General features: G+C 44.6%; 25 protein-coding genes. 2 read left to right on the plus strand and 23 right to left on the minus strand.

Features of this window, described 5'->3' with window-relative positions:
• Nucleotides 1–150: 150 nt before the first annotated feature.
• Nucleotides 151–744 carry a thymidine kinase gene (locus tag CS562_RS21655; protein ID WP_024630974.1) on the plus strand — a complete coding sequence of 198 codons (594 nt, stop codon included), beginning with the start codon at nt 151–153 and terminating at the stop codon, nt 742–744.
• A gap of 223 nt (nt 745–967) precedes the next feature.
• Here CS562_RS21655 and CS562_RS21660 read toward each other — a convergent pair whose 3' ends face one another.
• From CS562_RS21660 to CS562_RS21680, 5 genes are all read right to left on the minus strand, one after another.
• The gene (locus CS562_RS21660; RefSeq protein WP_024630975.1) at nt 968–1,444 is read right to left on the minus strand and encodes a hypothetical protein; all 477 of its coding nucleotides are present in this window, start codon (nt 1,442–1,444) and stop codon (nt 968–970) included.
• Between the two features lie 539 nt (nt 1,445–1,983).
• Entirely contained in the window at nt 1,984–2,628 is a 645-nt protein-coding gene (locus CS562_RS21665; RefSeq protein WP_099858200.1) for a hypothetical protein, read from the minus strand.
• 226 nt (nt 2,629–2,854) lie between these two features.
• Nucleotides 2,855–3,892 (minus strand): NAD(P)/FAD-dependent oxidoreductase, encoded by a 1,038-nt coding sequence (locus CS562_RS21670; protein WP_076291893.1) that lies wholly within the window; start codon nt 3,890–3,892, stop codon nt 2,855–2,857.
• Between the two features lie 157 nt (nt 3,893–4,049).
• Nucleotides 4,050–6,035 (minus strand): AraC family transcriptional regulator, encoded by a 1,986-nt coding sequence (locus CS562_RS21675; protein WP_076291892.1) that lies wholly within the window; start codon nt 6,033–6,035, stop codon nt 4,050–4,052.
• Between the two features lie 186 nt (nt 6,036–6,221).
• Complete coding sequence (locus tag CS562_RS21680; RefSeq protein WP_076291891.1) at nt 6,222–8,180, minus strand: AraC family transcriptional regulator; 1,959 nt, start codon at nt 8,178–8,180, stop codon at nt 6,222–6,224.
• A gap of 130 nt (nt 8,181–8,310) precedes the next feature.
• Between CS562_RS21680 and CS562_RS21685 the strand changes: the two genes are divergently transcribed.
• Complete coding sequence (locus tag CS562_RS21685; RefSeq protein ID WP_099858201.1) at nt 8,311–8,595, plus strand: hypothetical protein; 285 nt, start codon at nt 8,311–8,313, stop codon at nt 8,593–8,595.
• Nucleotides 8,596–8,918: 323 nt separating this feature from the next.
• On the opposite strand, the gene CS562_RS21690 is transcribed toward CS562_RS21685, so the two are convergent.
• The 18 genes from CS562_RS21690 to accC all read right to left on the minus strand — a co-directional run bounded on the left by CS562_RS21690 (nt 8,919) and on the right by accC (nt 26,764).
• Nucleotides 8,919–9,749 (minus strand): GGDEF domain-containing protein, encoded by an 831-nt coding sequence (locus tag CS562_RS21690; protein WP_257219576.1) that lies wholly within the window; start codon nt 9,747–9,749, stop codon nt 8,919–8,921.
• A 174-nt stretch (nt 9,750–9,923) separates the two neighbouring features.
• Nucleotides 9,924–10,781, minus strand: coding sequence for an EAL domain-containing protein (locus tag CS562_RS21695; RefSeq protein ID WP_099858202.1), 858 nt, complete (start codon nt 10,779–10,781; stop codon nt 9,924–9,926).
• A gap of 316 nt (nt 10,782–11,097) precedes the next feature.
• Nucleotides 11,098–11,913, minus strand: coding sequence for a sporulation transcription factor Spo0A (spo0A, locus tag CS562_RS21700; RefSeq protein ID WP_076291888.1), 816 nt, complete (start codon nt 11,911–11,913; stop codon nt 11,098–11,100).
• Between the two features lie 192 nt (nt 11,914–12,105).
• On the minus strand, nt 12,106–13,437 hold the full coding sequence (gene spoIVB, locus CS562_RS21705; protein WP_076291887.1) for a SpoIVB peptidase: 1,332 nt from the start codon (nt 13,435–13,437) through the stop codon (nt 12,106–12,108).
• A gap of 120 nt (nt 13,438–13,557) precedes the next feature.
• Entirely contained in the window at nt 13,558–15,276 is a 1,719-nt protein-coding gene (gene recN / locus CS562_RS21710) for a DNA repair protein RecN (RefSeq protein ID WP_076291886.1), read from the minus strand.
• Between the two features lie 57 nt (nt 15,277–15,333).
• Nucleotides 15,334–15,783, minus strand: a complete 450-nt coding sequence (gene ahrC, locus CS562_RS21715; protein WP_063565708.1) for a transcriptional regulator AhrC/ArgR — start codon at nt 15,781–15,783, stop codon at nt 15,334–15,336.
• A gap of 124 nt (nt 15,784–15,907) precedes the next feature.
• Nucleotides 15,908–16,393: a hypothetical protein gene (locus CS562_RS21720; RefSeq protein ID WP_076291885.1), complete on the minus strand. Its 486-nt coding sequence runs from the start codon at nt 16,391–16,393 to the stop codon at nt 15,908–15,910.
• Nucleotides 16,394–16,477: 84 nt separating this feature from the next.
• The gene (locus tag CS562_RS21725) at nt 16,478–17,323 is read right to left on the minus strand and encodes a TlyA family RNA methyltransferase (RefSeq protein ID WP_076291884.1); all 846 of its coding nucleotides are present in this window, start codon (nt 17,321–17,323) and stop codon (nt 16,478–16,480) included.
• 69 nt (nt 17,324–17,392) lie between these two features.
• Nucleotides 17,393–19,300, minus strand: coding sequence for a 1-deoxy-D-xylulose-5-phosphate synthase (gene dxs, locus CS562_RS21730; RefSeq protein WP_076291883.1), 1,908 nt, complete (start codon nt 19,298–19,300; stop codon nt 17,393–17,395).
• A gap of 281 nt (nt 19,301–19,581) precedes the next feature.
• Nucleotides 19,582–20,487 (minus strand): polyprenyl synthetase family protein, encoded by a 906-nt coding sequence (locus CS562_RS21735; protein WP_076291882.1) that lies wholly within the window; start codon nt 20,485–20,487, stop codon nt 19,582–19,584.
• Nucleotides 20,480–20,737, minus strand: coding sequence for an exodeoxyribonuclease VII small subunit (gene xseB / locus CS562_RS21740; RefSeq protein WP_063565703.1), 258 nt, complete (start codon nt 20,735–20,737; stop codon nt 20,480–20,482). The genes CS562_RS21735 and xseB overlap by 8 nt, the downstream gene beginning before the upstream one ends.
• Nucleotides 20,727–22,091 carry an exodeoxyribonuclease VII large subunit gene (gene xseA, locus CS562_RS21745; RefSeq protein ID WP_076291881.1) on the minus strand — a complete coding sequence of 455 codons (1,365 nt, stop codon included), beginning with the start codon at nt 22,089–22,091 and terminating at the stop codon, nt 20,727–20,729. Before xseA ends, xseB begins: the two co-directional genes overlap by 11 nt.
• A 9-nt stretch (nt 22,092–22,100) precedes the next feature.
• Nucleotides 22,101–22,958: a bifunctional methylenetetrahydrofolate dehydrogenase/methenyltetrahydrofolate cyclohydrolase FolD gene (folD, locus tag CS562_RS21750; protein ID WP_099858203.1), complete on the minus strand. Its 858-nt coding sequence runs from the start codon at nt 22,956–22,958 to the stop codon at nt 22,101–22,103.
• A 241-nt stretch (nt 22,959–23,199) separates the two neighbouring features.
• Complete coding sequence (gene nusB / locus CS562_RS21755; protein ID WP_063565701.1) at nt 23,200–23,652, minus strand: transcription antitermination factor NusB; 453 nt, start codon at nt 23,650–23,652, stop codon at nt 23,200–23,202.
• Between the two features lie 195 nt (nt 23,653–23,847).
• Nucleotides 23,848–24,081, minus strand: coding sequence for a DUF2273 domain-containing protein (locus CS562_RS21760; protein WP_053784412.1), 234 nt, complete (start codon nt 24,079–24,081; stop codon nt 23,848–23,850).
• Between the two features lie 14 nt (nt 24,082–24,095).
• Complete coding sequence (amaP, locus tag CS562_RS21765) at nt 24,096–24,635, minus strand: alkaline shock response membrane anchor protein AmaP (protein WP_076291879.1); 540 nt, start codon at nt 24,633–24,635, stop codon at nt 24,096–24,098.
• A gap of 148 nt (nt 24,636–24,783) precedes the next feature.
• On the minus strand, nt 24,784–25,194 hold the full coding sequence (locus CS562_RS21770; RefSeq protein ID WP_024630996.1) for an Asp23/Gls24 family envelope stress response protein: 411 nt from the start codon (nt 25,192–25,194) through the stop codon (nt 24,784–24,786).
• Between the two features lie 226 nt (nt 25,195–25,420).
• Entirely contained in the window at nt 25,421–26,764 is a 1,344-nt protein-coding gene (gene accC / locus CS562_RS21775) for an acetyl-CoA carboxylase biotin carboxylase subunit (protein ID WP_099858204.1), read from the minus strand.
• Nucleotides 26,765–26,781: the final 17 nt, after the last annotated feature.

Genomic DNA, 26,781 nt, shown 5'->3' on the forward strand with positions numbered 1-26,781 from the left:
GCACTACACTGCCGTAACCAACAGCTTAACAATCCATATAGTAACACAAAGCTGCTTAGATTAGTTCTGGCTCTTACTAAAGATTTTGTGGTACTCTGTAATGGTCGCTTTTTTTTGTTGAATCCCGCATGTGAGAGGAGTAGCAGAACTGTGCAAACAGGACGAATTACCGTAATTACAGGACCTATGTTTAGTGAAAAATCCGGTGAACTCATTCGCCGTTGTCAGAAATTAATTCAATTTGGCCGTAAAAAGGTCGTTGCTTACAAACCTGCCGAAGATGATCGGTTTGCCCAAGACGAGATCGTTAGCCGTATCGGCTATCGTCTGCCTGCCCATTCCATTCCCCGGCAATTGACCCCGGAATCCGTAGAAATGATCCTGACTCAGACCAAAGATGCTGATGTTGTTGCATTTGATGAAGTGCAATTTTTCAGCAGTGCCATCATGGAACTGGTCTCCGAGCTAGCCTACTGTGGCAAACATGTCATTGTGGATGGACTGAATATGGATTACCGTGGCAAGGAATTCGGATATGTAGGCGGTTTGCTCGCCATGGCTGATGACATTGAGAAACTGTCGGCATTCTGTGCCGTATGCGGAAGCCCGGATGCGGCTTTCACCCAGCGTATCGTTAATGGAGAGCCTGTAACGCTTGGACCAGTCGTCATGATTGGCGATTCAGAAGCTTATGAGCCGCGCTGTCGCTGCTGCTTCATTCCTCCTCACAAAGTTGAATGCTGAGCTGACTTAGTTATTCAATAATCAATCTATAGGTTCTGATCGGCGGTATCTGCTGCTACAGGTTTCCTGAGATTTCAAAAAAAGCCCCTGTGGGCTTTTTTTATTATAACTCCTTTTTACCAGCATGCCCTTAATATACTTCTCCATATCTCGGTCACGCGCTCTTTCTGTGCACACAAAAAAGCACCGCCTCACAGCGATGCTTTCCATTCGTCATCTCCCGCTAGTCCCGGGAAACAAAATATTTGTTGGTCATGTAGTAAGCGTCGCCACGCGACGTTTCTACCATTCCTTTTTTGGCATCCAAAAATACAATCTCTTTGCACTTGGTGCAATACCATTTGGTGCGCTTATATGGAGATTCCGTAACATATGCCGTGCCACATTTACAATCAATCTTCATTAATAACTCGGTTGATTTATATGCGCTGGACAAGCGTTCCATGTTATCCTGCTGCTGTGTAGGCATAATTGTCTGCTGATAATCCGATAAATGATTCTGAACTTTAAAATCTGCTACCAATCCTGCATTCAATCCAAAAAACTCCTTGCCGATTTCGGTCACGAAGCGCTTCTCATTTCTGTAGCAATCCAGCCACTCAATAATCTGCTTATTTGACAGTGGAACCGTACCCTTGATACCGCTGTTTAAGGTGTAGGTCATGATGTATAAAGTATCGTCTTGTCTACCTGAGTACATTAGAATCCTCCTTCGAATACATTTGCTAATGTACTACAAAAACGCTCATAAATCAAAGCAATGTTATTTCCTGAGCGTATCTCTTCCTTATTAAATGGGTAACATTCCTCGATGTTCCGCCACTGATTTACAAGAACTGCATACACCTGCAACATTTCCCTGGGAAGTCGCATAATGCACGATGGACTTCACTTTTTTACTACAGATGGAACAATATTGCCTCCTTTCCTTCCTAGGAGTGTAATCGGATAGGTTTACTACGTTTGAGTTTGATTTGAACCTGCGTACAAAGTTCAGCCATTTCATCTCTTTCTCTCTCTTCCTTGTTTGCCTTCTAAGGGGTAAATTGCTTATGCTTGGGCAAAAATTGATCCTGCATTGGTTATGTATACGACTCCAAGTTGTGCATGCCTATCTCATAATCTATTCGACGTTTTGAGCCTTTTTCCTGTTTTTGATCTCTACACATACAAAAAAAACCGACAGAACCTGCCTCAAACCTCTTGTAGGAGAAAGGAACTTCCGTCGGTTAACTTGCCTTATTTATAAAACGTTCCAAGAACCTCCAGCTCAGGTGAGCGCTCAATTCGAAACGGATAGATATATCCCTGATTCAACTTCACAAACTTTCGACTCCACAGATCAAGTCCAGTTGTAAATTGGTACGCCTGATATATAAACTTGGAACAATAGTTTCGTTCAATGCTGCGCAGATTTGTCTGCAATCGGTAAAATTTCACCTGCTTGTAATGATCCTGTACCCACTGCGCTGCCTTCACACCAGCCTGATTGAAATGGGAACGAAACACAATGAAACGATCTCCCTCATAAAAGCGGGTGATGTACCAATCCAAGGAATCGGCAAACACAGGTCCATAAGGGTGTACGTGATACACTTTACCGTCGAGTCCAATAATCCCCATATGCCCAGCGTAATAAGTTGATTCTGAACTTGGCGTATATAAAATATCTCCCGGCTCCAGCTTCATCTGGCCTAAAGCGGTAATGGGCAAATCCTGATGCAGTCTTCTGGCCGCTGAACGTGCGCGCCGGCCCTCCACCAATAGTCGATGCATTTTTCCAGCAACAGCGAGATAGACTTCCGACCATTTGATCCGTTTTTTCTCAGGGCCTTTGAACCACCGATGAATAAATGTGGATATACGTTGAGATTCTTTTTTCATATTGTGCACTCCACTCTAATCTGTTTGACGTTTCTTGATGTTTCTCCTCACTTCTAAGGCTCATTATAGACAGTTGATGATGCATGTTCAATTCCGGTGCCTGTTCTATGTTGTGCAATTCGAGGAGGTTCATACCGAAAATGGAAACAAAAAAAAGCAGTTCCGGCATTAGCCAGAACTACTTCGTTTGATTTGAACAATTGGAGTTGAATTATATGAAGAGATTCTATTCTTCCACAACACCAAGTGCTTTATTTTTCTCCTTGAAACGGCTGTTATGGGAAGACACATAGGCAACTTTATCCGCCTCAGGATCCATATACAGTTTTGCACTGTTTACCGCGAGGGCAGCATCCGTAAATGTACCAGCAATCAGATACAGTTTACTTCCGTAATCTACAAAGTCTCCTGCAGCGAAGACGCCTGGAATATTTGTTTGCAGCTTCTCTGTTGTAGTGACATGCCATTCACCAAGATCAAGTCCCCAATCCCGGATCGGGCCAAAATCACTCTTCATGCCGTGGTTAACGATAATCGCATCCACATCAAGGACTTCACTCTCACCTGTCTCAACATGGGATATCGTCACCTGTTCGATGATCTCCCCACTTTGACTATGTAGGGTATCAACGGCGTATGGTGTACGAATATCTACTGAGGATTCTCTCATCCGCAGTACATTACGCTCCAATCCACCAAAACGGTCACGACGATGCACTACCGTCACTTGTTCTGCCAGTGCTTCAAGCTCATTGGCCCAATCTACAGCGGAGTCACCCCCACCAGAGATCAGTACCCGTTTGCCACGGAAAGGCTCCAGCTCCTGTACTGTATAGTGAAGATTGGTAACCTCATAACGGTCAGCGCCTTCAAGCTCCAGCTTCGCCATTTTATATATACCATACCCGATCGCCAATATGACGGTACGTGTCCAGTGTTGTTCTCCTGTACTCGATGTCAGCAGAATCGTGCCATCAGGCTGACGCTCGAATCCTTCAATTTGCTGTTCAAACACAATCGTTGGCTCAAATGTTCTCGCCTGTTCTTCCAGCTGTTTAATCAAATTTTCACACAGAATTGGAGTGACGCCGCCAACGTCCCAGATCATTTTCTCTGGATAAAAGAGCATGCGACCACCCAATCTATCCCGCGCCTCAATCAACTTGGTCTTCATATCACGCATCCCGCTGTAAAATGCAGAATACATGCCGGCAGGCCCCCCGCCGATAATTGTTACATCATATAATTCCAAATGCTGATCCATGTAGTTACCTCCATCAGTTCGGTCCAAAGCACTCGACTATTTGATATCGATTCTCATTATCACTCTTTTCCTAGTCTAATGGGAAACTTATCAAATTACAATGGCTAAAATTCAAACATTTCTTATACAAAACTACTATCGGTTATTTATTTGTTGATTACTTAACTTTGGAAGCTGCCAATAGATGCTCGACAACGAAATCGATTTGCTTGTTGATAGAATAGATATCCGAGTAATAGAAGAAATCAAAGTCAATTTCGATTAGACGGCCTTCTTTGATAGCGGGTATGCTATTCCAGATTGGGTTATCGTTAAGGTTATCTGCGCCTTCATATACTGAACGAAATACGTAGTCTCCCATATATTCAGGAAGAACTTCCATGGACAAGGTCGAACCTGCCGCGTCGGAAACGACGTCAATTTTTTTCTGGACCGCTTCAGGTGCTTTCATTTCCAAGTACTCGTATATAGCCTGAGATCCTCGGCCGTACTGCTTACTTTCTACAATGACCATCTCTTTCAGTCCACCCTCGACGATGGAGGCCGTTTTGTCCAGTATGCCTGCATCAGCAAGTGTTTTCTTGCTCTCTTCAACTTTACTGTTAAGATTGTCGATTAAAACGTCTGCTTCCTGTTCTTTGCCGAAAATGCTAGCGATACTCTGAAGTCTTTCTTCCGTTGTCATTTTCTCATATGGGACATACACCGTTGGTGCAATATCTTTCAATAGCGTGTAAGTCTCTTCTGAGGGAACAATGATCAAATCCGGGTCCAGATCAATGACAGCCTCAGGGTTTGGTTCAAACCAGGTGCCCAGTGAATTTACACCTTCAAGCTCATTCTTATATGCAGCCCCATCAAAAACGTCAGACGTCGCAATAGGCTTAATTCCTAGCGCTACAACATCTCCTTGAAGATAAAGTACAACCACCCGTTTAGGATTTGCCGGAACAACAACATCACCTTTAACCGTGGAGATCGTGCGTGTTCCATTTTCATTGTTCGTTTGATTACCTGATTCTGATGATGAAGATGTGGCTGTGCTCGTAGATGAATTCGTATTCGTTCCTTCACCCGTAGCTGCTGTTGTTGCAGTGCCAGCGGAGCATGCCGATAAAAGCATTGTGATGCTTAAAAGTGCAACCAAAATCATGCTGGAGCTTGCTTTTCTTCTTTTCATTGATGTAGACCCTCCGTCTATATATTGATAATGATTCTCATAATCAATATATCCTCGCTTCCATCTCCAGCCAATGGACGATTCGGAGAATTGTAATGGATGATCCTCTGCCAGGGTCTGGTCTCTTATTTTCCGCTGATAGAGTGTGGGAGATAGGCCCACATGTTTTTTGAAAATGCGGCTGAAATAATACACATCCGTGTATCCCACTTCTGCCGCGATTTCGCGCAGGGTTGCATCGGATCGCACAAGCAGATTCTTGGCCTTGGTCAGTCTCGTTTGAATGAGATAATCAATCGGGCTGTGTCCTGTCTTTCGTTTAAACTGCATAGATAAATGACGGGAGCTGTAGTTGAATTGTTCAGCCAAAAAATCCAAAGTCACCTGTTCCCTATAATGTTGCTGAATGTAGCGAAGTGATTGCTCAATAGGGTCTGGAAGCACTGTCCTGACCTCCTGCTCTGCCAATTGAAACAACAGCTCATGAATGAATTGGTAGAACAAACTTTTCACTTGCAGCAAGTCCAATCTGCTCGCCTGATCCCATGCTTTCTCCAGTTCACCAAAATAGCGTAATATAGCAAGAGGATTGCTCGGCGTAAACCCATATTGCAAAGAGAACGGAGCAACCTGAACCTGAGGAGGTTGTGATAACCTCCATGTTTTACGATGAGTTGGGAACGCAAGGAATGCTCTGTAGAACAGCAAATAATATTCAAACTTTTCGCTCACCCGAATATCCAGTGATGACCCTTTACCACTATGCAGAATACAGAATCGCTGTGCTTCGTGTGTTTTCCCATCCAATATAAGTTGTGCTGCACCCCGAATGCTGTATATAAAAGCGTTTGCCGGAAGCAAATAGGATTCCTGTATCTCCCCTGCCTCCATGACGATCCGGCGTATATCCAGAATTTTAACAGCCGCGTGATTCCAGCTATGCATCTGTTCGTTTAATTGCATCGATTACTCTCCAATCCTAGTCTCACCAGGAATAAAGACCTTGTACAAGATCATTATTCTGCAAACCATCCTTAACCGAAGCGTTATAGTGGTTCACTATTATCCCTCATTATAGATGATAATAATTTTCATTATCAACTGTATTTTGACCAGGATTCAATTTCACCAACCAATGATCCGAAAGATTTACTTTTGATCCGCTGTCTTCGTGAACCAAGCTGCCAATTCCTCGGTCTGATCCAACGTTGCAATAGGGTCAAAGTACCATGAACGATCCGGACTCCAGATAAACACACGATTATTCTTTACGGCATCAAGTGAACTCCATACTGGCTTAGATTTCAATTCCTCTACAGTCAGGTTCTCTGCCGTAAGAATAATGTAATCACCGGCAAATTCGGGTATGGATTCGGACGAAACTTCAACAAGCTGATCTTTCATTAATATCTCCTTTTTGTCTGCTGGAGGATTCAATCCGAGAGCACTGTATACAGCCTGACCTCCACGCCCAAAATTATCACCAAAAGCTAATGGTGCTTTATCGTAAAATTGCATAACTGATACTTCTGCATCTGATTCGATTGCTTCACTGACACGCTTCTTGGCGTCCGCAATTCGTCCGTCGTAATCGGCCAACCATGACTCGGCCTCTTTTTCTTTGTTCAATGCTTTACCGAAATAAGCGATCTCTTCATGGGTATTTTTCAACTCACCATAAGGAACAACAAGCGTAGGCGCAATTTTACTAAAAGAATCAAACAAATCAGGATCACCTGTGACAATCAGGTCTGGTTGAAGTTCCAATACCTTTTCAAGAGAAATGGTTTCGTATTCACCAATATTTTCTACACCCTCAAGAGATTTGGTAAAATAGGGGTTTTTCAAGTTCATTTCCGGTGTACCGACTGGCTTGATTCCCAAAGCAATCAGACTTCCCAAATATAAATCAACTACAATTCGCTTGGGTTCAGCCGGGACCGTGATATCTCCTTTAACCGTCGAGATGACCCGAGGCTCGGAATTGTTCGATTGGCTATCTGCCGTTACTGTGCTGGTGGCACTCGAAGCCCCTTTGCTTCCCGCATTTTCTCCCCCAGAATTACTAGTTGCCCCTGTCGAGCAGGCACTCAACAGTAAAGTGAGACTTAATAAAATACTAAGCAGCATTCCCGTTCTTGTCTGTCTATTCATGTACAATGACCCTCCGTGTTTATATTGATAATGATTATCATCATCGTTATAAACATACCTTCCAGCTCTTCCACTGGAAATGTCATTTCGAGCCAAGGTCGATGTCAGATCAGGCCACTTTAGGGGACCGGATGTTTTCTCCTTGAACTGAAGTGGAGAAAGGCCTGTATGTTTTTTGAACATACGTCCCAGATAATATCCGTCCGGATAACCGATACCTGCTGCAATCTCATCTAATGTAGCGTCGGTGTACAGCAGCATCTCCTTGGCCTTGAACAAACGGAACTGAATCAAATAGTCAATTGGGCTATAACCCGTGGCCTGCTTGAACTTGCGGGACAGACTTCTGGGACTGCTGCCGACCTTCTCAGCCAAAACATGCAACGTCAATGACTCCGCATAAGAGGATTCCACAATTTCAATGACTTTACTGACCTGATCCGTAACGGAATAGCGAGTTGCAGCATGAGGAATTTGTGCTGATACCTTCTCTACAAAAGGGTAAAACAGGCTCTTTGCCTGAAAATGATGTATGGGGTTCTTTTGATTCCAAAACGTGTGTATCTGTTTTACTTGCTCATACAGCACAACTGGTGAATTGGGGGCAAAACCATAGGTTAACTGAAATGGATTCATGCGCTCCATCATGTTGCCCAAATCGGTTCTTCCTCCACTTGGCAGACTTACTTTGTACATAAGGTAAAACAGATTCAGTCCGGATTGTCCAGCTTCAATATGCAGTACGCTTCCCTTTCCACCATGAAGAACATAAAAACGACTTACTTCATGCTTCTGGTCGTTTATGGTTACATAGGCTTTACCCTGGATGGTGAATACAAACGTGCTCGCAGGAAATTTATATGTTAGCTCCTCAGTTGGCCCCAACTCCATATAACGTATATCCGCAATACTCACAGCAGCATAGTTCCAGAGTATGTAATAATTATTCCACATTTCATTAACCCAACTCCGTCTAAATAGATTGACTAAACAGTCCTTCACTTATTGATAACCATTATCAATTATTATTAGCAAGTAAGCAACAAAGAAGTGAAAGTGAACTTATTAGCAAGCGTATCTTCATTTGCTTCTTGTAATGGGTCATCTAATCAAACATAGCCAGACTTATGATCAGTTAGGCAAACTGGTAGGTTTGCGTGATCGCATGGTCGGGTCCATTCAAACACTAGAAGGGGAAACCCGCTTCGACCGGATCGTTCTCGATAATGACGCTGGAAACGATATGGGCAAGTCGATGATGCTGGAGAACGCTGAACAAACTGTTTTTCAAATGAAGCGTGAGATGGTTCAAGAGATTGATTCTCAAATCCGAAAGGTTGATCAGTCCATCGGGAAAAAATTAAAATAAATCAACCAACCGGTACCAACAGAAGCTATCCATTCTACTCCACAATCTCCTGCAAATGAAGATAAGGAAGTAAATAAAGAAAATAAGACCGAAAACAAATCGAAGATTTCCAACGATACGGAGAATGATAAAGAACCTGGAAAAATCCAAGAGACGCAATCAAATGCATCTCCTGCCCCATCCTATACATCGTTGGACATTCGGGTTTAATAGCTTACATAATAGATAACTATTCTCCAATAAAAAAAACGTTATTTACAGGTCTCTTCTACCTGTAAATAACGTTTTTTTCCTTATCTAATGTTTTTCCTGACATTACCTGCTTATACAACCTCCTCATTTGCACAAATAATGCTGCCATTCACCGATTTACATACTTTTTTAACCCGCGTCGCCTCACTCACAATTTGATCAATGTTTTCATACTGTTGTCTGTGGTTCGTGACCACAGCGATCGACACCGAAACAAGCGATATAGGTCGGTTCAGTCCAGAACGCCCTTCGCCCAAAACATATTGATTATCCAAGTCCTCCTGATTGTAAAACGTACCCTTGATCTGCTCAAAACCTGTGATCACTTCTTCACAAACGCGTCTAAATTCATGATGATTTAATATCACAATAAAATCGTCTCCACCGATATGGCCAAGAAAAGCCTCTGGAAAAACAAAATGTTTCCGGAGCAGATTAGCAGTAGCTTGAATGAGCTGATCCCCCATTTTGAACCCATAGCTATCATTGTAGGATTTAAAGTGATCCAAATCTATGTATAGAACACTAAAATAATCAAGCTGAAGTAACTGATACAATCGTTCATCTATAATTCGGTTACCTGGAAGACCTGTCAAGGGATTCATAAAAATAGCCATCTCGGCACGAACATCAGCCACAGCGAGCAGCAGACGTCGGATACTAACTGCTCCATTCAAAATGCCTTCAGCTGTTATAAGAACTAGATCGTATAACTCTTCTTCAGATCGATTCATAGCCAGAACACTTACATCCGTAATCTGTTCAGCGTAATCGACGACTAGTGCCCGGGCGTTCATAACCAGTTCCACCGGGCGTCCCATATACAAATTATAGCCATACTGTGTACCAATCTGCTGGAAGAAACGAGCACGCATCATTAATGACACACCTTGTTCTCCCATAACAGCTACACCTTCCAGATTGGGATTGGATTTAAAAAGATGGTAGACGATATCACATTTTGTTTCAGGCGCTACTATAGGAATCGTATCGGCTATCTCACCTATTTGCGTAAATATACCATTCGCCTCCTTTATACATAGCCATACCATCTACTTTTAAATCTTTAATATCCCCTATGGAAAAGATAATGGAGATGGCCTTAATACTGTGTCAGGCCTTCCAAGTGCGTAACCCTGACCGTATTCGATACCTTCATATCGCAAAAATTGAATTTCCTCGTAACGCTCGATGCCTTCAGCGATGATACTCGTCCCCGAGTCGACAGCAAATTGTTTAAGAATTCTTACAATGTGCTGCTGATCCGAATGTGTGTCCACTCGACTAATCAGTGCTCTGTCCAATTTAATAAAATCTGGTTTTAGACTTACAATCGCCTTCAGACTGCTATATCCGGAACCCGCATCATCAATGGCAATCCGAAAGCCCTGTGAGCGATAATTCGAAAGAATGCGTTCGAATTCTACATAGTCCTGGACTGCCTGTTTTTCGGTTAACTCGAAGACCACTTGCTCAGGGGAAAGACCATAACTGTTCAATAGACTGATTGTTTCTCCACTGCGGTATGTGGTATCGGCTAAAACCTGAGGATGTATATTCAAAAAAACGACGGTATTGTCGGGATAACGCTCTGTCGTTAAAGAGGCTCTGAATCTTTCAATCGAAATCTCACGACAGAAGCGTTCAAACGTGAACACCTGATCCGTATGACCAATGAATTGATAAAAAGATTCTGCATTTGGAAAAAGATTAGAGATGGGAGGACGGTTTAATATCTCGTATCCAAGACAGCTCCCATTCTGCAGATTCAAGATTGGTTGAAAATATGTAGTAAGCATTCTATTACGCATAATTTTTTGCAGTCCGGTGAATTGCCTGTAACTAAGCATGGATTGTTGAAATGATTTATTTACATATTTCAAAGAATTGTATAGTTCATTTATGTATTTACTGAAAAAAGCCGTTCTCCTCATATAATTCATCCTTTATACCTATAATGTGTATCTTGTCAGTGGTCACATCGTACCACTTTCTTGCTGAGAAAGCGTTAACTGCAAGTAAAAGTTTGTAAAAAATTTCATCATTCCAAATATATATCTGATAAAGATTCATTCCAATCGCTCCTGTTTAATAAAGGATGCTTCATTATTCTAAAAATGATTTACATATTTTTCGCGCAAAAAAACACCACGTTTTTATTGGTCTTGAAAAACTCAACAAAAACGTGGTGTTCCTTATGTGTAAATAAGTTAAATTTATTTGTTTAGATAATCACTATTCCTGATCCTTTCAGGACACCTTATGCTCAATTCTCAGCTTGTCAGCAACCATCGCGATGAACTCAGAGTTCGTCGGTTTCGACTTGCTGATATTGATTGTATAGCCAAACAGGTGGCTGATGCTGTCGATGTTGCCACGTGTCCAAGCCACTTCAATGGCATGACGGATGGCACGTTCGACGCGAGACGGTGTTGTTTTGAACTTTTCGGCAATCGCTGGGTACAAGGTTTTCGTGATAGCACCCAAAATTTCGATATTGTTATACACCATAGTAATGGCTTCGCGTAAATACTGATATCCTTTAATATGCGCAGGAACGCCGATTTCATGTATGATGGACGTAATGCTTGCATCCAAATTTTTGTGTTTACCCATCGGCACCACGTTGGACTTGTTCATGAACATCGATGAACCGCCACCACCACCTGTGGAGATCGTAGTTTGCGTGCCAACCAGTTGACGTACACGATTCGCGAGTACTTCCATGTCAAAGGGTTTCAGGATGTAATAAGAAGCTCCGAGTTGCACGGCACGCTGCGTGATATTCTCTTGTCCGAAAGCCGTAAGCATAATGACTTTGGGCTGTGGAGACAGATTCAGGTTGCGCAGACGCTCCAGTACACCCAGTCCATCCAGGTGAGGCATAATAATATCCAGAATGAGTACATCCGGTACATCGCGAGTCTGCTCCAGCAACTGCAGCACTTCTTCTCCATTGTAAGCAATTCCGGTTACTTCCATATCTTCCTGTTCGGATATATATTCGGCAAGCAAATTCGTAAATTCACGATTATCATCGGCCAGCAATACCTCAATTTTTTGCAAAACGGTATCCTCCTTTAATTTAAACATCGTTTCGTACATTTCCTTACAGGTTAAATTTTCGACATAGGAGAGGAAATTCCTTCTGTCGAAAATTATTTTTCTTTATTTTTTTTTCTCATTGCTATATAATAAATAATTTATTTCATTATCCGATATTATATGTTTGCATTCGACAAAAAAACCTTAAGGAGGTTAACCCGCCTTAAGGTTTTTTGCATGTTCCTTTTTCATCATGACTCCTGCATCTTGTAACATCCACTCAATGAAGCAGCCATAACCTGATTTCGGATCATTGACGAACACATGCGTCACAGCTCCAATCAGTTTTCCGTTTTGAACAATGGGGCTGCCACTCATGCCTTGTACAATGCCCCCGGTCTTATCCAGCAGCTTCGGATCTGTGATACGAAGCACCAGACCTTTGGTCGCCGGTTCGGATTGGTCTGCTACGTGAACAATATCAATTGAGAAACGCTCAACCTGCTGACCTTCAACAACTGTGAGAATTTCTGCCGGACCTTCTTTTACTTCATGAGAGAAAGCAACAGGAATCCCTTTTGAATACAAACTATGTTCAGGATTTCCGGACATTTTACCAAAGATACCAAAAGCCGTATTACGTTCAATATTGCCCAAAATTTTGCTTTCTTTCAGGAAATGAGCTCGTTTTTCACCCGGATCACCGGATTCACTCTTAGAGATTGACGTTACATTGGACTGAACAATCTGACCACTACCGACAACGATGGAGGTCTGCGTGTTCATATCCGTAATGACATGTCCCAGAGCGCCATATACGCCTTGATCCGGAGCGTAGAAGGTTAATGTTCCTACACCTGCGGCGGAGTCACGAATGTACAAACCCAGCCTCCAGGCTTTGTCTTCAGCGTCATAAGCAGGTGTCAAACGGGTTTTAACCGTTTCTTTACCGCGTTTTAAAACGACATCAATTCCTTTTTTGCTCTTGCCTGCAAGCTCAACCGCTTCAGCTACACCCGATACACCATCAAGGCGTTTACCGTCCATATGGGTAATCAGATCTCCAAGCTTAATGCCTGCTGATTCTCCAGGGGATACACGTTCATCTTGTCCAGAACGAACCAGATGGTGCCCTACAACGAGAATGCCTGCGGATTTTACTTTGACGCCAATGGTTTGTCCCCCGGGTACTACACGCAAATCCGGAATCACGTTTACGTTAACCGTTTTTACCGGAATTTTGCCCCACAACTTCAACGTTAATTTGGCACGTCCCGTTTGTTGGGGATGAAGATGCAAAGGTTGTTGCTTCGTTACGTGAACCGCAGTTTCCTTTCCATCAAAACCGACGATGTCAGGACGATCCACGACAGCGCTTGAAGCAGCCGGTACAGCGAGATGAACGTCTGCCTGCCTGCCTGCAAATACCTGGAGTTCATCAGGCAATGAAGCATAACTTTGCACAGGCTGAATGGCCTGGCTAATCACACATAGAAAGAAGGCAAATAAAAGACCTAGCAATTTCTTCCTGAGGGGGGAATTCAATGGCTGTCACACTCCCTTTGCTTCTTTCGCTTGACGAAAGGTGGTCGCCAATTGCGTACCTATAAGATAACCTCGCCCCCAGGCTTTTATTACTGTCAATCATTACGCCAGCCGCTCGTTTCACCCTTTTTTGGCTTCCGCCAAATTCAGCATTTCCTGTGCATGATGCAGCGTTTTTTCTGTAATTTCCACACCGCCCAGCATACGTGCCAATTCCTTCACTCTGCCTTCGTCTGACAGCGATTCCACTTGTGTCATCGTGCGTCCGTCGTACACATGCTTTTCGATGAGATACTGATGATCGGCCATACAAGCGACCTGTGGCAAGTGAGTAATAGAGAAAACTTGGCAAGTAGAAGACAGACGGTATAATTTTTCCGCAATGGATTGTGCTGCTCTTCCGCTCACACCTGTATCCACCTCATCAAAGATTAAAACTGGAATCCGGTCATGGCGTGCGAAAATACTCTTCATCGCGAGCATCATTCGGGACAACTCACCACCGGAAGCAATCTTGCCGAGCGGACGTAAAGGCTCACCTGGATTCGGAGAAATCAAGAATTCCGCATTATCTGCACCTTGACGCGTGAGACGAATACGACGCCCATTCCACTCAATCCCTTTTGCATCTTCAAAAGGCGTAATCTGAACTCGTAACGTCGTTCTCTCCATCTGCAGATCCTTCAGCTCACTCTCCACCTGCGCTGCAAGTTCCTCGGCACATTGTTTACGAACACGGCTAAGTTCCTCGGCAGACTCCATGACTAATTTGAGCAATTTGTCACGTTCATTACGCAGCTTCTCCAGACGTTCATCCTTGTTCTCCAGCTGATCGGTTTCATGGCTAATCTGTTCATAATAATTCAAAATAAGTTCCACACTGTCTCCGTATTTCCGTCTGAGGCCAGAAATCAGATTCAGTCGCTGTTCCACTTCTTCCAATCTACCCGGGTTAAATTCAATTTTCTCCCGATAATCACGCAACTGAAACGTCGCGTCTTCCAACTGATAAAATGCAGACTGTAGCTGTTCAACTATAGGCTGTAGCCCTTTGCTGTCATATCCCGATATATCTTCAATCCGTGACAATGCAATACTTACTGCTTCTAACCCACGTTGACCGCTAAGCAGATCATATGCGCCAGCAACACTGTCCATCATTTTCTCACTATGGGATAGTTTGACCCGTTCTTCTCCGAGTAATTCATCCTCGCCCTGTGTTAGAGAAGCAGCTGCAATCTCTTCAAGTTGAAACCGGTACATGTCCAGCAATTGATACGCACGTTGACTTGACTCCTGAAGTGCACGTAGTTCTTTTTCCGCAGTAATAAACTTACTGTAGCGTTCCTGATATTCCGTTTTGACTGGACCGATGATTGCTGCCCCGTATGTATCCAGAAGCCCCAGATGGCTTTCTGCGCGCAACAAACTTTGATGTTCATGCTGTCCGTGAATATTAATTAATTTTTCTCCGACTTCACGGAGCATCGTCAAATTGACCAATTGGCCATTAATACGAGATGTACTTTTACCTTGAGTATTCAGTTCACGGCGAATCACCAGATGCTCCTCCGGCTCACAATGGATGCCAAGCTTCTCCAGCGTTTCCCATACCGGATGGCTTGGCTCCATTTCAAACAGAGCCTCCATCTCGGCCTTCTCACATCCATAGCGGATCAGATCGGCAGAGCTTCGTCCACCAGCAATTAGACCCAAGGCATCAATAATGATTGACTTACCCGCTCCCGTTTCACCAGACAATACATGGAAGCCCGGGTGGAAAACAACATCAACTTCTTCTACAACAGCCAGATTACGAATCGATAATGTAACTAACATCTGCAAAAACACCTCCGGATGACTCACTCAGAAATTATGTTTTTGAACCATTATATTCTAAGAAATATAACCCATAATCCGCTCGATTACGGTCACGCTGTTACTTTCCGTCCGGCAGATGATGAGTATGGTATCATCTCCACAGATGGTTCCCATCACTTCCGTCCACTCAATATTATCGAGCAAGGCAGCAATGGAATTAGCTGTGCCAGGCAAACATTTCATCACGACCAGATTGTTTGTATGATCGATGTGTAAGAAGTTGTCCACGAGGGCACGTTTCAGTTTCTGAATCGGATTATATCGTTGGTCTGTAGGCAGTGAATATTTATATCGTCCATCATCCATGGGGATCTTGATTAAAAGAAGCTCCTTAATATCCCGTGATACAGTGGCTTGAGTCACCTGAAATCCGGATTTACGCAATGCTTCAACCAGATCATCCTGGGTTTCAATTTCGTTTTGACTAATGATTTCACGTATCTTAATGTGTCGTTGTCCTTTCATACATGCCTCCAGTTAAAATAGTTCAATGTATTACATAAAACGGCTAATTCTTATTTCCTTAAAGTTTGTCATCCTGCAATTCGTCATTCGTTATATAAACAACTCTCAGGTTTCATAAATACCCTTAGTCCAGATCATCTCCATCGTACACGTCTTCCTGATAATCCATGAGCCTGATTACCTTGATATTCGATTCCTCCATGTCCACATACAGCAACCCTTCACAACCGGGATATAACAATAAATAATACAGGAAGCGATCTCGCAGGGAGGGTCCAGTAAGTTCAAGAGGTTGCCTGCGACGGGACGTCTTCACCAGATATCTCTCATCATCCCGCTCTGCTACATAATCAATGAAAAGCCTGCTGTAATAAACGGATTCATCCGCTTCAAAGGCTAAAGGGATTTTCATTTTACCTCCGATGACTTCATATCCTTCCGCTTCAAGCAGATCCACTGCCGGTGAATCCTGAATTTCTAAATTCAGTTGCATACCCGACAAGCTTACTGGAATCGGACGATTAACCCAATTCCGAAAGCCAAAGAACAGCCATAAAATCAAGCAGACAGCAAGTACACCAATAACAATTGTGTCATATTGCCCATCCATCATCGCTCACCTCGAAGACATATTCGAGATTCGACAACCGATTTCCTTTTAGAATGTCACCTTTCCAGCGAAAAGAAACTCATCTTATGATGAGTTTCCTGTAAATGTATGGGCAGCTTCCATTGCAACTTGATCTGCAAGTGCATCAAGTGAAGCCTCAACGTTCTCTTGTTGTGTTGCCTCTGGTTCTTCCAGACGCCAGTGAGCGAGAAATTCAATATTTCCTTCTCCGCCTGTGATCGGCGAGAATGTTAAACCTTTTAGCTTTAATCCAAGCTCATTGGCGAAACGAAGCATCGTCTGCAAAACGTCCTTGTGAACCTTAGTATCACGAACGACGCCGGACTTGCCGACTTTCTCACGGCCTGCTTCGAACTGAGGTTTAATTAACGCCACAATGTCTGCCGGTTGCTTTAGAAGTGCCAGCAGCGGCGGCAAAATAATTCTAAGCGAAATAAAGGATACATCGATACTGGCAAAATTCGGCACAGGTCCATGTAGATCTTCGGGAGTCACATAACGGAAATTGGTTCTTTCCATTACAGTAACCCGTTCATCGTTACGGAGTGACCAATCTAGCTGGTTATAACCTACATCAATGGCATATACATGAGAGGCACCATGTTGTAAGGCACAATCGGTAAATCCACCTGTGGATGAACCGATATCGAGCATCACAAGTCCATTCATATCGAGATCGAAGTGACGGATCGCTTTTTCAAGCTTTAATCCGCCTCTACCGACATAGGGATGTACTGAACCCTTTACTTTAAGTTCGGCTTCCCGTGGAATCTTCATGCCCGCTTTTTCAATCCGCTCATTGTTTGCATATACCAGTCCAGCCATGATTGCAGCTTTTGCCTTCTCACGACTTTCGTAATATCCTTGCTCAACCAGCAGAACATCAATTCGTTCTTTCGGGAGTGACATGTCTTTCTCCTATCATGTAGTAATCCTGATTAATCAATAATGTGCTCCAGTTCCTCTGATTGTTCCATTCTATGAAGGGAACCGAGTTCTGGACATACCATATGAAGATTGGGCTGCCATACTACGCAGCTCTGAGCTCACATTCTCAACCGTGAGTCCCACTTCAGCTCTTTGATCCTCAATACTGCCATGTTCAATGAATCGATCCGGAATGCCCATCAGTTGCACATGAACATCGTGTAGCCCTTGTTCTGCATAAAACTCCAGAACTGCACTGCCCATACTGCCTGCTTGTGATGCTTCTTCAAGCACAATTAACTTCGTGCCTCGAACTGCCAGATCACGCAGCATCTGCTCATCAAGCGGCTTAAGGAAGCGGGCGTTAATTACGCCAACCGTAATGCCTTCTCTTTTAACCGTCTCTGCAGCTTCTTCAGCAAGCTGTACCATTGATCCTGAAGCGACGATAGCATAACCTTCAGATGGACGAAGCTGTTCCCATGTACCGATTGGAATCGGAATGAGTTCATCATCAAGAGGCACGCCTACAACATTGTTTCGTGGATAACGATAAGCAATTGGACCTTCATTATATTCAAGCGCCGTCTTCATCATATGGCGCAGTTCATTCTCATCCTTAGGCATCATCAGAACGATATTCGGAATATGACGCATAAACGCCACATCGTACACACCTTGATGCGTTTCACCATCTGGACCGACAAATCCGGCACGGTCAATGGCGAACATGACATTGGCGTTATGACGACAAATATCATGTACAATCTGATCATACGCACGTTGCATAAACGTCGAATAGACGGCAAAAACAGGTTTTAAGCCTTCCATTGCCAGTGCTGCACACATGGTTGCTGCATGTTGTTCGGCAATACCCACATCAATCATGCGATCAGGGAATTCCTTACTGAAAGGAATGAGACCTGAACCTGTTGGCATGGCTGGTGTTACCGCTACAATTCGTTTATCCTGCTTGGCAAGATCAATCAACGTTTTACCAAACACTTCCGTGTACATCGGTTTTCCTACAGCTTTAAGCACTTGACCTGATTCAATTTTGTACGGAGAAATTCCGTGCCATTTGTGTGAATCCGCCTCAGCTGGCTGATAGCCTTTACCTTTGGTTGTCAGCACATGAACCATTACAGGTCCATCCACATTATCCGCCTGTTTGAACGTTTCAATCAATTTCGGAATGTCGTGTCCATCAATGGGGCCTAAATAGGTAAAGCCCAACTCTTCGAACAAAACTCCTGGAACCATCATGTATTTGACACTATCTTTAATCCAGCTCGCCGATTTGGCCAAACGATCCCCGATGGCAGGAATTTTCTTGAGCATTCCTTCCACGTCATCCTTGGCTTTCAAATAATGGCGATCGGAACGAATTTTGCTCAAATATTTATGCATAGCCCCGACATTCGGAGCAATGGACATTTCATTATCATTGAGGATAACCATCAGTTTTTTCTGCTCATGACCGATGTGATTGAGAGCTTCAAAGGCCATACCACCTGTAAGCGCTCCATCCCCGATCATCGCGATCACCTGATTGTCTTCACCCTTGAGATCACGGGCAAGCGCCATACCCATCGCAGCAGATAATGATGTACTGCTGTGGCCCGCTTCCCATACATCATGTTCACTCTCGTTACGTTTAACAAATCCGCATAGGCCATTATGCTGACGCAGTGTATCGAAGCGATCCATTCGCCCCGTTAGCACCTTGTGTACGTATGCCTGATGCCCTACATCAAAGATCATTTTGTCCACTGGACTGTTATAGCAGTAATGCAGGGCTACCGTGAGCTCAACCACTCCTAAGTTGGGTGCGAGATGGCCCCCTGTAACGGACAGCTTCTCAATCAGAAACTGCCGGATCTCTGCCGACAAAAGAACGAGATCATCCTGAGACATCGACTTTAGATCACTGGGTTGTTTAATTTGTGGAAGCAGCACGAGAATCTCCCCGCTTTCCTAGATTGTTTGATTTGGTGTAATCCATATATACACAGTTTATTAAATGACATTAAAACATTATAACATAAAAGAACAAGAATCATAATTTACGGCACCATACTCCAGATAACGAGCATTTTCGCCAGCAAGGTTCGTATGATCTTCCTCAATATGTATTTCTATCTCCAGTTGGAACAGACCCTCTTCATGAAACCCAGAAAAAGCACATTAAATTGATTACACGATTCTGGGTGATTTGAAACAGTGACGCTCAACCAAAACTAATGATCTCGACTCATCAGATAATCTGCGATCTCCATCAGTCTGGAAGGGTCTGGTAACTCCGCTCTGCCGAGTGCATCTTTCGCAGATTGCGTCAGGGACTTCACCTCTTGAAGAGAGGCATCCATACCAATAAAATAAGGGTAAGTAACCTTTTGCTGATTCACATCACTTTGCGTTTTCTTGCCCATTTTCTGCTCGTCACCCGTCAAATCCAGAATATCATCCTGAATCTGGAAAGCTAGCCCCAGGTCTCTACCAAATACACGCAGCGCCTCCAACTGTCCTTCTGTCGCACCACCAATACGAGCGCCGGCAATGAGGGAAAACACAATTAAATCTCCAGTCTTGTGCAGATGAATGTATTGCAATTGGGCAAGATCTGTCATGCCCTGCTCGCCTTCCATATCAGCCACTTGTCCGCCAACCATACCTCTTGCTCCAGCCAGTTCGGACAACTCCTCCACAATGGACAACAATGCATCTGCAGACACACCGCTGCGACGACCAGACTGAACGATACTATAAAAAGCATGCGTTAACAGTGCATCGCCAGCCAATATTGCTGTCGCTTCACCAAATACTTTGTGGTTCGTTAATTTTCCCCTGCGATAGTCGTCATTATCCATGGCAGGCAAGTCATCGTGGATCAACGAATACGTATGAACCATCTCCACGGCGCAGGCTACCGGCAATGCAGCTGTACGCTGTGCACCGAAGGCTTCCGCCGCAGCAACGACCAGAAGTGGACGAAGGCGTTTGCCCCCGGCCATAAGTGAATACTGCATCGCGTCAACCAGTGACTGAGGTACATCCCAGTGCACAGGAAGAGTCTGCTTCAACTCTCCCGTCACTTCAGCTGTAACTTCCTCAAGATACGTTTCAAACGAAGGACGATTACTCATTGACTTCACCGCTTTCGTCGACGGCAGCGCCGAACGGTTTTTTGCGAAGTTCCCCATCCTCTTCTACGATCATCTCGATCTTACGTTCCACTTGTTCCAGCTTCAAACCACAAAGTTGGGAAAGTTTCATTCCGCGCTGAAACAAATCGATGGCCTGTTCCAGTGGAACATCACCATGCTCAAGCTGACCTACGATGTCTTCCAATGCCGCCATTGCCTCTTCAAAATTCAATTCCGGTTCATTCGCCATGGGTATTGTCGTCCTCCTTCATTCCCCAAACCTGACAGTCCAGCTGTCCGTCTGTTAATTTAATCTTTATCGAATCTCCAGGTTGTACATCCTTCATCGATTTGATCAATCGTTGTTCCTGTTCGTCATAGACAAGGCTGTATCCACGTGACATTACTTTGAGCGGGCTAAGCGCATCGAGATGACGTACAGATGATTTCCACTGCTGCTGCTTCGCTCTCGTAATAGATCGGATTGCAATCTCCAGCTGACGCCGAGCTGATGCATTCTCACGTCTTGCTGCGTTCACCTGTTCACGAGGATTGAACCGTTGTAGCGCTGCACGCAAACGCTCCTGTTTCTCAGTTGTCCATTTCATACGTGTATCTACAGTTCGCAGAAGACGCTGCTGCAGCATATCCAGTCGCTCCGTATGCTGCATTAAGGTACGTCTAGGATGCACAAGCACAGGCGATCGTTGCAATCTGGCCAGTCGCTCCCGATTATGAACAGCACGCTGACGTAAACTGTGCTGCAGCTGACGCTGACGCTGAGCGATCTGATCAAGCAACTCAGCTCGATTGGGTACTGCCAGTTCAGCAGCAGCCGTAGGCGTTGCCGCACGTAAATCAGCAGCAAAATCGGCAATTGTAAAATCCGTTTCATGCCCAACCGCTGAAATCACAGGAATGGCCGAACCCACAATCGCTCTTGCCACGATCTCCTCATTAAAAGCCCATAACTCCTCCAGTGATCCGCCACCTCTTCCGACAATCAGCACATCGGCTTCGCCCATTCGGTTCAGGTTGTTGATGGCCTTCACAATGGAAGGAGCCGCACCTTTACCTTGAACGAGTACTGGATACAGAATCACTTGGGCAGAAGGATATCTGCGTTGCAATGTAATCATGATATCCCTTACCGCTGCACCTGTAGGTGAAGTAACCACACCAATCGTCTGTGGAAAACGGGGAATCTGTCTTTTCCGTGATGTAGAGAACAGTCCCTCGTCCTCCAGCTTTTTTTTCAGCTGCTCATAGGCCAAGTACAGACTTCCAATACCGTCCGGTTGCATGTGTGTAGCGTAGAACTGATATTGTCCATCCCGCTCATACACCGAGACATTACCACGAGCTATAACCCTTGCACCCTCCTTCGGTACAAAGGGCAATCGTTGATTGTGGGAAGCAAACATAATGGACTTAATTCGGCTGTCCTTGTCCTTCAATGTAAAATACATATGACCGCTGGAGTGATGTGTAAAATTGGAGATCTCTCCGCGCAGCCATACATCCGACAGTACCTGATCTGATTCCAGTTTCATCCGGATGTATCGGTTCAGATCTTTGATGGAGTAGATCTTTTGATCTGCCACAGATTCAACCTACGCCAATCCGTGAGCGCGTTTGGCAGCGATCAGTGTATTTTGCATCAACATGGTAATCGTCATTGGACCAACGCCACCAGGAACGGGTGTAATTGGACCAGATACTGTCTTCACGCTTTCGAAATCCACATCCCCTGCCAGTTTGCCGTTATCTAGACGGTTCATCCCAACATCAATTACAACGGCACCCGGTTTGACGAAATCGGCATCCACAAAGTTTGCACGTCCGATAGCAACCACAAGAATGTCTGCCTGACGCGTGATCTCTTTCATGTTCGCTGTACGGGAATGACACATCGTTACCGTTGCGTTCTCACGTTGTAGCAGCAAGGATACCGGTTTACCGACAATATTGCTGCGTCCGATAACTACGGCATGTTTGCCTGACATTTCAAGACCGGCACGCTTGATCAGCTCAATTACGCCCGCAGGGGTACATGGCAATAAACTATCGTCTCCAATGACGAGGTTCCCCACATTAACTGGATGGAATCCGTCCACATCCTTATCCACGGCGATTGCATCAATCACCGCTTTCTCTTCGATATGTTTCGGCAATGGGAGCTGAACCAAAATACCGTTAATGGATTCCTGTTTGTTCAGCTTGTCCACCAGCGCGAGCAAATCCTCTTGGGACGTGCTTGCATCCAAACGATGAACTTCGGAATAGAAACCGAGGTCATGACATGCTTTTTCTTTGTTACGCACATATACTTGGGATGCCGGATCTTCACCGACGAGCACAACAGCCAGACCAGGTACTACCCCCTGTTCGCTAAGCTGTTTCACTTCTGTTGTCATGCTTGCGCGCATTTCTTGGGATACTTCTTTTCCGTTAATAATAGATGCTGTCACTGTACTCTCTCTCCCTTATGTGAACATATTTTTAGAGGTTGTTCAAAAAGTCCGCTTTTGATTACGAAGGATGCCTATCGGCATCGGCATCGGCATCATCAGCATCGAATATGAAATTCAGCCGAAATGTCCGTTGCTCACGTAGTTTTCCCTACGCTCCGCTACTCCATTTCTAGCTTCATCCCATCTTCTCGGTACTGAAAATCGGTCTTTTTGAACACGCACTGTAGTTAATTGTAACTTAAGACAGTTTTGCTTTGATGGTGCTGACTTCCTGAATCATGCGCCCAAGTACGCCGTTAACGAACTTACCGGATTCATCTGTACCAAAATATTTGGACAATTCAATCGCTTCATTGACGGATACTTTTGCCGGAATATCATCACGGAACACCATTTCATACGTGGAAAGCCGTAAAATCTGGCGGTCTACACGTGACAGACGGCTAATCTGCCAGCCTTTCAAATAATCGACCAATAATCCGTCAATCGCTTCTTTATTGTTCCATGCGCCCTGTACCATTTCGGTCACGTAGGTACGCATTACATCTGCATCATGAATAACCACTTCGGTTTCATTGTCTTCAGCGGCTTCATTAATCAGCATATTCACGGCTTCAGCTGCGCCCACTTCATTCATTTCCATCTGATACAGACTTTGTACTGCAATTTCCCTTGCCAAACGTCTTTTCATGTCCTGCCTCCTGCAGCGCTCCCTGTGGAGCGTCATCATGCTTATTTTAAAATATAAAATCTTTGATGGAATCAGAGATCTTATTATATTGTTATCCCTTTTCACAAAAAAACCTGCAATCGTTTCCTCCAAAAAACGGGCAACCTAAACTACAGCTCTATTTTCGGAAGAAACATATTGCAGGGTTCAGGTGGCTCACTTAAAGGGACGCCAGCGATCGCCAAGCCATTGCCCCCATTCCCTCCAGGGAATGAACGAGCCCAGCTTCGAGTCGCTTCGTCTGCCTAACGTATAACCGATGAACACCAAGAGTGCAAAGAACAACATATCCCAAAAACCGATCCATACATAAAGAAATCCAAAAAAGATGCCGCCGACAATCCCGGTAATTCGGCCTCTGTGACTATCCCAAATCTCTCTCCACAGCATCAGTGAAACTCACCTCATTCCACTCGACTCTTGTAGTTAGGCGACTGGGTAACGTTGGCAATATACACGGTGACAAAAGAAACCGGGATACCCGTAATCTCCTGTACATGATCATGTATTGCCTTCTGCAGATCGGCTGTCAGCGTCGGGATTGGCGTCTCGCCATCCACTACTGCACGGATCATAATCTCCAGTCCGGATTCAACCACACGAATACGAGCTTTGACATCACGTACTCCCCGGAATCGGGAAGTCGCTTTCAGACAGAGATTTTCAATCGTTTCCATCGAAATCTGCACATCACCATACTCAGTACGCTGATCTACAGACGGCAATGAAGCACGATCACGCCGAACCGAGATGTAGAAAAATCGCAAACTCAGGATAAACAAAATCGCTGCTGCAACAACTGCTGCAATAATGACGTTTTGTTCCTGCTGGTAATTCAATTCGTAAGGCAGCACACCACTGATAAGAAGTATGACTGCTGCCGATATTGCTCCAACGCTTATGCTGTATATAAACAACAGAAGCCGATCCAGTATTTTAGCCACGAACTGCACAGCCTCCCTTGCTCACTAACATGGCTTAACCTGCCCTTTGGCAAAAAAATGATCCTCAGGTGTAAGCTTCTGCTTTTTATGAAGACCTGTCCAAGACGGGATAACCCCCGGCAGTGATGCCGGGGGAATCTGTCTTCTTTTATTTTACGCGCTGACTGTTCAGGTCGATTTCTTCCACTTTCTCGGTGCTCTTGAACTGAACATCATGAATGTGCACATTAACTTCATTCACATTCAATCCTGTCATGTTCTCGATGGAGCGTTTCACGTTCTGTTGAATTTCGGTAGCCACCTGTGGCAGACGGTAACCATATTCAATAATTACGGAAACATCCACTGCAGCTTCACGCTGACCTACTTCAACCTTAACGCCTTTGGAAAGGTTTTTGCGACCAAGCAATTCAGCAAATCCACCAGCGAATCCGCCGCTCATGCCTGCAACACCTTTGACTTCAACTGTAGCCAGTCCAGCGATCACTTCAATAACTTCAGGTGCGATCTGGATTTCACCGATATCCGTTCGTTCAAATTCTGTCGGCAGTGTACTCATAACTGTTCAACACACCTTTCGCGAAATAAGTTTGCGGCCATCCGTCAGGGCGCTGGTACTCAGGCCAATCTGGCCTTCAGAACCCTTCCGGTCCGGCTTTACCGGAACTCCTGCAACCTTCATCCGCGTATGTGCGGCGGCTTATCCTCTGCAGGAGACATGCGCTCTTATTATTACATACTATATCATTTGGGCTACATTATGACAAACAAGCCCAATATACCTTTTAAATCTCATTTTCCTCAAGAAATTTGATATCAAAGTCACCCCGAACAAACGTTGGATGATCCAGCAATTTCTGATGAAAAGGAATCGTTGTGGAGATGCCTTCAATCGCGAACTCAGCCAATGCACGCTTCATCTTCGCGATGGCCTCTTCCCGGTTTGCTCCCCATACGATCAATTTAGCGATCATGGAGTCGTAATAAGGAGAGATCGTGTATCCCGGATAAGCTGCACTATCTACACGTACACCCGGTCCTCCTGGTGCAAGGTAGAAACCAATTTTGCCTGGTGACGGCATAAAGTTGCGGTCCGGATCTTCTGCGTTAATACGGCACTCAATGGACCAGCCATTGATCACAACATCTTCCTGACGGAAAGAAAGTGGATTGCCTTCAGCTACCGAGATCATTTCGCGGATCAGATCCACTCCTGTGACCATCTCTGTTACAGGGTGTTCAACCTGAATACGTGTATTCATTTCCATGAAATAGAATTCACCGTTAGGGCTGAGCAAGAACTCAAGTGTACCTGCTCCCGAGTAATCCACGGCAAGCGCCGCCCGTACTGCGGCTTCTCCCATCAATGTACGCACATCTTCGGAGATGATTGGACAAGGTGCTTCTTCCACCAGCTTTTGACGTCGACGCTGAACGGAACAATCACGCTCGCCCAGATGCACTGCATTTCCATGTTTGTCTGCAATGATCTGAATCTCCACGTGCTTCATGCCTGTCAGGAATTTCTCCAGATATACTCCGGCATTACCGAAAGCTTTCTGTGCTTCCTGCTGGGCAGCTGTTATTTGCTTGATCAGTGTTTCTTCATCTTCAGCAATACGAATCCCTTTACCTCCACCACCAGCGGTAGCTTTGATAATGACAGGATATCCAATATCTCTAGCAATCATAATGGCTTCATTCATATTTTCAACCAAACCGTCGGACCCCGGAATGACAGGTACACCTGCATCCTTCATCGTCTGTTTGGCAACAGCCTTATCCCCCATTTTAGTAATGGCTTCCGGAGATGGGCCGATGAACGTAATATTGCAGGAACCACAGATTTCTGCAAAATCAGCGTTCTCTGCCAGGAATCCGTAGCCTGGGTGGATCGCATCACATTCCGTCAGTGTAGCTACACTCATCAGGTTTGTGAAGTTTAGATAACTGTCTTTCGAAAGTGTAGGCCCGATACAATACGCTTCATCTGCAAGACGAACATGCAGGGAGTCTTTATCCGCTTCCGAATAGACTGCTACCGTCGAAATGCCGATTTCACGACAGGCACGAATAATACGTACCGCAATTTCGCCACGGTTCGCAATCAGTATTTTTTGAAATTTCATTTCGTTATTGTCCTCCT

It is taken from the genome of Paenibacillus sp. LK1, assembly GCF_002750415.1.
GTDB classification, from domain to species: Bacteria; Bacillota; Bacilli; order Paenibacillales; family Paenibacillaceae; genus Paenibacillus; species Paenibacillus taichungensis.